The following is a 6,036-nucleotide window of genomic DNA, read 5'->3' as shown; positions in this document are numbered from 1 at the left end:
GGGCGGCCTGCTCGACGCCGGCGTCGATCGCGGCACCCAGCCCCGTGCCGGGGTCGGGCACGACCGCGGCGCCCAGCCCCTCGGCCTCCGCCGCGATGAGGCCGTCGGAAGTGACGACGACGAGCCGCACGCCGGGCGTGTCCGCGGCCGCCGCGATCGTGTCGAGAGCCAGGGCGACCGCGAGGTCGTAACGGCGGCGCCCCGCGACGAGGGAGAGCCGGGACTTCGCCGCCGCGGTGCCCTTGACGGGCACGACGACGCGCCACGTCTGGGGCCCGGAGGTCGACACATCGACCGATCTTGCCATCGGCCTCGGTAGGGTGTGCCGGGCGGGATGCGCCGGTGGGCCACCCACGCAGGCGACGACACATCGAACGGGGAACACGTGAGCACGGCACAGGCCAGGGGCGGCGCACCGCTGACCTTCGCCTATCGCAGCGCCGTCGGCGTCGTGCGCCCGATGATGCGGGCGTTGACGCGCCAGCAGTGGCGCGGCGCGGAGTATCTGCCGGCGACCGGCGGCTGCGTCGTCGCCGTCAACCACATCTCCTACGCCGACCCGTTCGCGGTGGCCCACTTTCTCTTCGAGAACGGTCACCCGCCGTACTTTCTCGGCAAGGCCTCGCTGTTCGAGCTGCCCCTGCTGGGACGGTGGCTGACCGCCTGCGAGCAGGTGCCCGTGCATCGCGGAGACGGTCGCGCCGCCGAGGCCTACCGCGACGCCATCGCGGCCGTGCGGGACGGCAGATGCATCGTCATCACCCCCGAGGGCACGATCACCAAGGATCCTTTGGGGTGGCCGATGAGCGGCAAGACCGGCGCCGCGCGACTCGCCCTGGAATCCGGCGCGCCCGTGCTGCCGCTCGCGCAGTGGGGCGCGCGCGAACTGCTCGACGCCGACGGCACCTTTCGCCCCTGGCGGCGGCCGGTCATGCGGATGTCGCTGGGTGCCCCCGTCGAACTCGAGGACCTGCGCGCGCGGCCCGTCACCGCCGAGCTGCTGCGCGAGGCCACCGCCAGGATCATGGCCGCGATCACCGCGGGGGTGGCCGGGCTGCGCGGCGAGAGACCGCCCGAGGGCGTGTGGGACCGGCGCACCGCGCGCCGCGTCGTGGGCCCGCCTCCCGTCGGCCCGGAGACGCTCTGATGCGCCGGGTCGCGGTGTTCGGAACCGGCAGCTGGGGCACCGCCTTCTCGGCCGTGCTCGCCGACGCCGGCAACGACGTGCGCCTGTGGGGGCGGCGCGCCGACCTCGTCGCCGGGATCAACGCGACCCGCGTCAACGCCGACTACCTGCCCGATCTCGTGCTCCCCGAGGAGATCGAGGCCACCGACGACCCCGCCTACGCCCTCGACGGGGCCGACCTCGTCGTGCTGGCCGTGCCGAGCCAGCGGCTGCGCGACAACCTCGCCGTCTGGGCCCCCCTGATCCCGCGCGAGGCCGTCTTGGTCTCGCTCATGAAGGGCATCGAGCTGGGCACGTCGCTGCGGATGACGCAGGTCATCGCGCAGGTCGCCGACGTGGAGACCGAGCGCCTGGCGGTCGTCTCCGGCCCCAACCTGGCCCGCGAGATCGCGGCCAAGCAGCCCGCCGCCAGCGTCGTCGCCTCGCCCAGGCAGCAGACGGCCGACCTCGTCGCCGAGATGTGCGCCACCCCCTACTTCCGCCCGTACACCGACACCGACGTCGTCGGTTGTGAACTCGGCGGCGCGACGAAGAACGTCGTCGCCGTGGCCGTGGGGGTCGCCGAGGGCATGGGGCTGGGCGACAACACGAAGGCGACCGTCATCACCCGCGGCCTGGCGGAGACGGTGCGGCTCGGCGCCGCGCTCGGCGCGCAGCCCGACACGTTCTCCGGCCTCGCGGGCGTCGGTGACCTCATCGCCACGTGCATGTCGCCGCTGTCGCGCAATCACCGCGTGGGGGTCGGGCTCGGCCGCGGCGGGTCGCTCGCCGACGTCGTCGCCGAAACGAAGCAGACGGCCGAGGGGGTCACGTCGTGCGAGTCGATTCTCGCGCTGGCGCAGCGCGTCGGCGTCGAGGTGCCGATCTGCGAGGCGGTCGTCGCGATCGTGCACGACGGCCAGCGGCCCCAGCTCATCGCCGACGCCCTCATGGCCCGCGAGCGCAAACGCGAGAAGAACTGACCGGTCGAGGATCAGGCGCGTAGTTGGGTGGCGCTGGTGTCGCCGGTGGTCACGCCCGGGCGCAGTCGGCGTCAACGGCCGGCGGCCAACCCTCGACGACCGTGACCCCGCCGACGAATCCCGACGACGGCCAACCCCCGACGGCCACCCCCGCCGACGAACCCCGACGACGGCCGACCCGCCCGACGACGGCCTGCCCCGGCGACGCCCCCCAACGACCGTGAAAACTGCGTGTCGTGGTGAGAACTGCGGTCCGAGCCGCAGTTATCACCACGACACGCAGTTTCGAGGGAAGCGTGGGCGGGGGAGCGGGAGGGGTCCCGGTATTCTCGCGCTCGATGAGCACCGACCAGCCCCGAAAGCCCCGCGTCGCCGTCGTGTTCGGCGGGCGCTCCTCCGAGCACGCGGTGTCGTGCGCCACGGCGGCCGGGGTCATGGCTGCCATCGACCGAGACCGCTACGACGTGCTGCCGATCGGCATCGCGCCCGACGGGCAGTGGGTGCTCGCCGGCGACGACCTCGACGCGCTCGCGATGCGCCCCGGTCGCCTGCCGCAGGTACCGACCGCCGACACCGACGTCATGCTGCCGCTGGCCACCGGCTCCCGCTCGCTGACCAGCGTGCGGGCCGGGCAGGTGCCGAGCGACCTCGGCCAGGTCGACGTCGTGTTCCCGCTGCTGCACGGCCCGTTCGGCGAGGACGGCACGCTCCAGGGCCTGCTCGAACTCGCCGACATCCCCTACGTCGGCTCGGGCGTGCTCGCGTCCGCGGTCATGATGGACAAGCACTACATGAAGGTAGTGTTCGAGGCCGCGGACCTGCCGGTCGGTCCTTATGTCGTCATCACCGACCGGCAGTGGCTCACCGACCCCGACGACTGCCGCGAACGCGTGGCGGGGCTGGGTTGGCCGGTCTTCGTCAAGCCGTGCCGGGCCGGCTCCAGCGTCGGCATCACCCGAGTGACCGACCCCGACGGCCTCGCTGCGGCGATCGAGACCGCCCGCGCGCACGACCCGAAGGTCATCCTCGAGGCCGCGGTCTTCGGCCGCGAGATCGAGTGCGGCATCCTCGCCGGGCGCGGCACCGACCCCAACCGGGCCAGCGAGCTCGGCGAGATCGTCGTCACCCAGGGCCACGACTTCTACGACTTCGAGGCCAAGTACCTCGCGGAGGCCGACGTCAACCTGTCCTGCCCCGCCGACGTGCCGCCGGACGACGCCGAGCGCATCAAGAGCCTGGCCGTGGCCGCGTTCGAGGCCGCGAGCTGCGAGGGTCTGGCGCGGGTCGACTTCTTCTACACCGACTCCGGCGAGATCATCCTCAACGAGATCAACACGATGCCGGGGTTCACGCCGCACTCGATGTACCCGCAGATGTGGGCGGCCACCGGGCTGGCCTACCGCGACCTCATCACCGAACTCATCGAGCTCGCCCGGCACCGCCGGGTCGGCTTGCGCTGAACCGGAGTGCACTGAGTCGGCTTGCGCTGAACCGGAGTGCACTGAGTCGGCTTGCGCTGAACCGGATTGCGCTGAACCGGATTGCGCTGAACCGGATTGCGCTGAGCCTCACCGGCATTGGCGTCCGGTGGCCGGCAGGGTGCGGGCCGCGGGCGTGAAGGCGCCGAGCACGAGCGGCTCGGGGGAGTAGGCGTTCGGCACGAGCACCTGCAGCGCGGGATCGCGGCCGTACGTCGTGAACCGCTGCCCGTCGGAGAGTTGCTCGACGACCCAGTCGACGTCGTCGACGCCGAGGCACTCCAGCGTCGTCGGAGGCGGTGCCGGCACCCCGCAGCGCGCGATGATCGCCGGGTCGCCCCAGGCGGCCGAGGCGGGGGAGTCCGGCGTCACGTCGACCCGATCGTGCCCCGCGACCTGCTGCGGCCACCCCATGCTCGGGCAGGGCGCGCTGGTCGCCAGCGGCGGCACGGCGACCTCGACCGCCCCGCACCCCGTGAGCCCCAGCACCCCGAGCAGCCCGAGGAGCACGATCGTCCCGCGACCGGCGGCGAGCCGCCTCACGGGTTGGTGATCGTGCACGTCAGCGTGCGGGTGATGCCCTCGATCGCCTGGATCCGTTCGAGCACGACCTCGGCGAGGGCCTCGAGGCTGTCGGCGCCCACGCGCACGATGATGTCGTACGGGCCGGTCACCTCGCTCGTCGAGATCACCCCCGCCAGCGCGGCGATCGCCGCGGCCACCTGATGGGAGCGACCGACCTCGGTCTGGATGAGCACGTAGGCCTGCACCATGAGCGGATCCTCTCCTTTGCGCGCGCCCGGAATCACCGTGGCGGTCTAGCCTGCCGGAAGGATCATCATGCAAGTCCGCCGCCCCGCAGCCACAAGAAGGTCGACCTCGTGCCCGAGAACACCCCGCCCGCCGGCGACACGACCGGCCGCACGCTCGCCGATATCGGAGAGGACCGGCTCCTCGAGCTGATCTTTCCGCTCATGCCGGTGCCGGAGGGCGTCGAGCTGGGGCCCGGTGACGATGCCGCGGTGCTCGCCGCGCCGGGGCGCACCGTGCTGACGACCGACACGATGGTGCTCGGTCAGGACTGGATGCCGCAGTGGTCGTCGCCGCAGGACGTCGGGGCCAAGTGCGTCGCGCAGAATCTCGCCGACGTCGCGGCGATGGGCGCCACGCCGACCGGGCTGCTCGTCACGCTCGTCGCGGCCCCGTCGATGCCGCTGGACTGGGCGGTCGGGTTCGCCGAGGGCATCGGTCAGGCCGCCGCGGAGGCCGGCACCGGCGTGCTCGGCGGCGACCTGTCGTCGGCCGGTGAGGGAGTGGCCGCGGTCAGTATCGTCGCGGTCGGCGACCTGGGGGATCGAGCCCCGGTGACCCGCTCCGGCGCCCGGCCCGGTGACGTCGTGGCCGTGGCCGGATCGCTCGGCCGGGCCGCCGCGGGGCTGCACCTCTTCCTCACCGACCAGTGGCGGGACGCCACCCCGGAGGCGCGGGAATTGCTCGACGCCCAACGCCGTCCCACACCCCCGCTGGCGTGCGGGCCGCAGGCCGCGGACGCCGGAGCCAGCGCGATGATCGACCTGTCCGACGGCCTCGTACGCGACGCCGGCCGCGTGGCGCGGGCCAGCGACGTCGTCATCGCCCTCGACTCTGCGGCCCTGGCCACGGACCTGGACGCCCTGCGACCGCACGTCGGTGACGAGGCGGCGCTGGACAGCGTGCTCGGTGGCGGCGAAGAACACTCGCTGCTCGCGTGCTTTCCGCCCTACGTGCCGCTGCCGCCGCCGTGGCGGATCATCGGGCAGGTGGAGCCGGTGTCGCGCGCGGGCGGATCGTCGGCCGACGCGCAGGGGGATGAGACGCAGCGGGTGCTCGTCGACGGCACACCGCCGCACTCGCTGGGGTGGGACCACTTCGGCGGCTGACCTCACTTTGTGGCAAGCGGTCGCGACAAGGGTTGTGGTGCACAGGCACGACAAAGAGCCGCCCGGCCACGCCGGACGGCTCGTCTGCCGGTGCGCTCAGCTCAGCGCTGGACCTTGCCCGCCTTGAGGCAGGAGGTGCACACGTTGAGGCGCTTCGGCGTCTTGCCGGCGGCCCCGACCTTCGCGCGGACGCGCTGGATGTTCGGCGTCCAGCGACGGTTGGTGCGCCGGTGCGAGTGCGAGATGTTGTGACCGAAGGTCGGCCCCTTGCCGCAGACGTCGCAGTTGGCAGCCACGGAGTACTCCTGAGAACGAAATGAACAATGCGGGTCGGACTGCTGGGCGATCGAAGGCGCGTCGGCGGATGAGCACGCAGCAGGAACTGGTCAAGAGTAGCCGAGGCGGGCGGGGGAGCCCAAATGCTGCGGTCGGCGGCGGCCTCGCCGCGGCGGGCGACGAACGCGGCCGGGCGCGCCCGGCAGCGACGAGGC

The 6,036-nt window shown here is 72.9% G+C and carries 7 protein-coding genes and 1 pseudogene; 4 read left to right on the top strand and 4 right to left on the bottom strand.

Features of this window, described 5'->3' with window-relative positions; all coding sequences use genetic code 11:
• Window positions 1-307 (bottom strand): annotated as a pseudogene (locus tag PINTE_RS19965) (hypothetical protein); the annotation flags it as partial.
• A gap of 78 nt (window positions 308-385) precedes the next feature.
• Between PINTE_RS19965 and PINTE_RS19960 the strand changes: the two are divergent.
• The 3 genes from PINTE_RS19960 (at window position 386) to PINTE_RS19950 (ending at window position 3,608) form a co-directional block, all read left to right on the top strand.
• A complete protein-coding gene (locus tag PINTE_RS19960; protein WP_245643074.1) occupies window positions 386-1,147 on the top strand; it encodes a lysophospholipid acyltransferase family protein in 762 nt (253 codons plus the stop codon).
• Complete coding sequence (locus tag PINTE_RS19955; RefSeq protein WP_068434137.1) at window positions 1,147-2,148, top strand: NAD(P)H-dependent glycerol-3-phosphate dehydrogenase; 1,002 nt, start codon at window positions 1,147-1,149, stop codon at window positions 2,146-2,148. Before PINTE_RS19960 ends, PINTE_RS19955 begins: the two co-directional genes overlap by 1 nt.
• Before the next feature lie 338 nt (window positions 2,149-2,486).
• Window positions 2,487-3,608: a D-alanine--D-alanine ligase family protein gene (locus PINTE_RS19950; RefSeq protein WP_068434135.1), complete on the top strand. Its 1,122-nt coding sequence runs from the start codon at window positions 2,487-2,489 to the stop codon at window positions 3,606-3,608.
• 108 nt (window positions 3,609-3,716) lie between these two features.
• On the opposite strand, the gene PINTE_RS19945 is transcribed toward PINTE_RS19950, so the two are convergent.
• Together PINTE_RS19945 and PINTE_RS19940 are read right to left on the bottom strand one after the other, a co-directional pair.
• The gene (locus PINTE_RS19945; RefSeq protein WP_157087412.1) at window positions 3,717-4,169 is read right to left on the bottom strand and encodes a DUF3515 family protein; all 453 of its coding nucleotides are present in this window, start codon (window positions 4,167-4,169) and stop codon (window positions 3,717-3,719) included.
• Window positions 4,166-4,399 carry an Lrp/AsnC ligand binding domain-containing protein gene (locus PINTE_RS19940; protein ID WP_068434133.1) on the bottom strand — a complete coding sequence of 78 codons (234 nt, stop codon included), beginning with the start codon at window positions 4,397-4,399 and terminating at the stop codon, window positions 4,166-4,168. Before PINTE_RS19940 ends, PINTE_RS19945 begins: the two co-directional genes overlap by 4 nt.
• A 108-nt stretch (window positions 4,400-4,507) precedes the next feature.
• On the opposite strand from PINTE_RS19940, the gene thiL reads away from it, so the two are divergent.
• The gene (gene thiL / locus PINTE_RS19935) at window positions 4,508-5,545 is read left to right on the top strand and encodes a thiamine-phosphate kinase (RefSeq protein ID WP_068434131.1); all 1,038 of its coding nucleotides are present in this window, start codon (window positions 4,508-4,510) and stop codon (window positions 5,543-5,545) included.
• Window positions 5,546-5,646: 101 nt separating this feature from the next.
• Here the strand turns inward: thiL and rpmB are convergent, their stop codons facing one another.
• Window positions 5,647-5,841, bottom strand: a complete 195-nt coding sequence (gene rpmB / locus PINTE_RS19930) for a 50S ribosomal protein L28 (RefSeq protein WP_040563938.1) — start codon at window positions 5,839-5,841, stop codon at window positions 5,647-5,649.
• Between the last annotated feature and the right edge of the window lie 195 nt (window positions 5,842-6,036).

This window comes from Piscicoccus intestinalis NBRC 104926, assembly GCF_001515525.1.
Taxonomy (GTDB): domain Bacteria; phylum Actinomycetota; class Actinomycetes; order Actinomycetales; family Dermatophilaceae; genus Kineosphaera; species Kineosphaera intestinalis.
The sequence above is the reverse complement of the archived record's forward strand: the minus strand, read 5'-3'. Positions and strand labels throughout refer to the sequence as shown.

Bases quoted from the DNA above. Each gene is read 5' to 3' on its own strand.
- PINTE_RS19955 (WP_068434137.1), top strand. From the start codon at position 1,147: ATGCGCCGGGTCGCGGTGTTCGGAACCGGCAGCTGGGGCACCGCCTTC.
- PINTE_RS19950 (WP_068434135.1), top strand. From the start codon at position 2,487: ATGAGCACCGACCAGCCCCGAAAGCCCCGCGTCGCCGTCGTGTTCGGC.
- PINTE_RS19940 (WP_068434133.1), bottom strand. From the start codon at position 4,399: ATGGTGCAGGCCTACGTGCTCATCCAGACCGAGGTCGGTCGCTCCCAT.